The sequence below is a fragment of the Flavobacterium sp. genome, assembly GCF_024642105.1.
Taxonomy (GTDB): Bacteria; Bacteroidota; Bacteroidia; order Flavobacteriales; family Flavobacteriaceae; genus Flavobacterium.
On sequence record NZ_JAHEBT010000048.1, the window covers coordinates 1 to 2517 of the forward strand.

The window sequence follows — 2517 nt, forward strand, 5'->3', positions numbered from 1 at the left end:
TTTTCCATTGTTGATGATCAATTTTTGTTCAAACCCTACGGAGCCATTTGTTGAAATAATCACTGTTGTCTTCGATTTGTTCAATAAATAAACTCTCAATTTCTCCGCTAATTCTGCATCCAAGCCATTCCAAGGGTTCTCCAAAAGTAGCAAACGTTTGTCCCCACACAATGCTCGAAGTAATAGTATTTTTTTGACAATGGTTTGCGGTGTTTTTTTACCCAAAGGCTCAATGGCTGTATCGAATCCCAGTGGAAAGTGGTTTAAGAAGTCTGCAAAACCTAATTCGTTTGCTGTGGCTAAAACCAAGGCAGAACTTATTTCTGTATTACCTAAACTTATATTTTCCCACACAGTTCCATCAAAAATCTCTTGATTTTGAAGCAAAATACCCGTGTGTTTTCGGAGGCTTTCTAAGTTGTAATTTTTTATGGGAACATTATTCAGCAATAAAGTCCCCTTGAAGTCTGGATAATTGCCGGTAAGTACTCGCATCAAAATTGATTTTCCCGAACCCGCTGGCCCCGAGAGTTGGATTTTTTCACCAGGTTGAATGTTAAGATTGATTGAATTTAAGACCGGCTTCCCTTGCTCAAATTCAAAGCTAAAATTCCTCATGTCAATTTCGATTCCCTCTTTGGCATCTAATTGTAATTCACCACTTGCTTCAAGGGGGCTATCCGTAACGCTCGCTAATTTCTCCAATCCTGTAATCACATCGTATGCACTATCTAAGCTGATAATGAGTTTTTCAACCGCCCCAATCACTAACATAATCACGATTTCTGCCGCGACAAATTCGCCTACGTTTAGCTGCTGGTTAATTAATAAATAGGAACCTAAAGTCAGCATTAAGGTGGTCAATGCAACTTTGAAAAATAGCAGCGATTTATATTGAAATAAAAGTACTTGGAAGTGCTTTGTCCTCGCGCCCAAATAACCCAGCACGTTTTCGTCTGTTCGGGTTAAATTCAGGTCTGAGCCTTGGCTAAATTTAAAAGTCTTAATGGTTCGTGCGATTTCCCCAAAAAATCCTGCCACCCCATATTTGAAGTTCGATTCCTCGATACTTGTTTCGATCCCTTTTTTAGAAGTATAAAATAAAATTAAGCCTAGCAAGAGCAATAAGATCAACCCTAAAATGATGAACAGTGGATGATATAGCGATAAAAGAATAATGCCAAAGACAATCTGCACCGTCGCTACCGGGATATCTAACAATAGTTTCGCAAAGCCTTTTTGAATATTCAGTGTATCAAAAAACCGGTTCACTTTCTCTGGAATATGGTATTTGTCCATCTGTTTTAGATCCAATTGCGGGATCTTATTCGCGAAATCATAGGCATAATGAGCGAAGATTTTTTGCTGGATAGACTCGATAATTTTCATCTGGTTGATTTGGAACAAACCCATCAGGAATACTCCCAGCACCACTAAAAAGATGAGCACATAGATGGAGGTAACCATGGTCGCCCCCATCACTAATCCGATGATCGTTTGAACCCCGAGTGGTAAACTTAGATTCACAATACCTCCCAAAATAGAGAACAAATAGATCGAAGTAACCTCTTTCTTATTATCCTGTATCAGAGCTTGAACTCGCTTAAATGGACTTGTTTGTTGCATAACAATATGTTTTCTGATGCAAAACTATAAAGACTTTTTTAAATAATAGTAACACTATTATTAATAATTGTTAAAATATCTTTTGTGTTAGTGTTTCTATTATTAACTTTGCTTTGTTCAAAAGGTATAACAATGGATTATTCACTTAGTTTTAAGGTCAACGAAAAGATTTATTTACGGGATCCGGAAAGCACGGAATTAGGCAAACAAATTGTGAAAAATGCGATTGATTTAATTCATACGCTGGGTTTTGAGAATTTTACCTTTAAGAAATTAGCGAAAGAAATGAATACGACGGAGGCGTCAATCTACCGCTATTTTGAGAATAAACACCGGATGTTATTGTATATCTTGAATTGGTATTGGTCCTACATGGAGTACTTGGTGGTGTTTCAATTGCAACCTTTGGCAAATTCAAAAGCGAAACTAGAACGTCTGATTGAATTATTGACGCACCCATTAGAGGAGAGTGAAGGTCAGTCGGATTACAATAAAAAGTATTTACACCAAATTGTCATCACTGAAAGTAGCAAAGTCTACTTGGTGAAAGAGGTCAAGGAAATCAATGAGAATGCCGTATTTAAGCCCTATAAAGACTTGTGTGCCCGCATTTCTGAATTGATTCAATCACACAATCTAGCCTACGAATTTCCTCATTCATTAAGCAGCACACTAATTGAAACCGCGCATTCGCAGCTGTTTTTCAGTCAGCACCTGCCTAAATTAACAGACGCCGGGAAGAAGCACAAGACGGAATTCGTGGCTAGGTATTTAAAGGATTTGTTATTCAAGTCGTTACAGTAAAAATCCCCTTCGGACTCCCTCCCTCCGGACTTATGCCTATTTGAAGTTCTTCGTTCTCCCATCCTGAATCACCCCTTTCCAGTTCAT

Annotated in this window: 2 protein-coding genes; one reads left to right on the top strand and one right to left on the bottom strand. The window is 38.1% G+C overall.

Annotated features, from left to right (window positions below; all coding sequences use genetic code 11):
• On the bottom strand, window positions 1-1626 hold a 1626-nt coding region (locus Q0L65_RS05515), incomplete at its 3' end, for an ABC transporter ATP-binding protein (RefSeq protein WP_296684298.1).
• 132 nt (window positions 1627-1758) lie between these two features.
• Between Q0L65_RS05515 and Q0L65_RS05520 the strand changes: the two genes are divergently transcribed.
• Entirely contained in the window at window positions 1759-2430 is a 672-nt protein-coding gene (locus Q0L65_RS05520) for a TetR/AcrR family transcriptional regulator (RefSeq protein ID WP_296684301.1), read from the top strand.
• Window positions 2431-2517 lie beyond the last annotated feature (87 nt).

Bases quoted from the DNA above. Each gene is read 5' to 3' on its own strand.
- Q0L65_RS05520 (WP_296684301.1), top strand. From the start codon at position 1,759: ATGGATTATTCACTTAGTTTTAAGGTCAACGAAAAGATTTATTTACGG.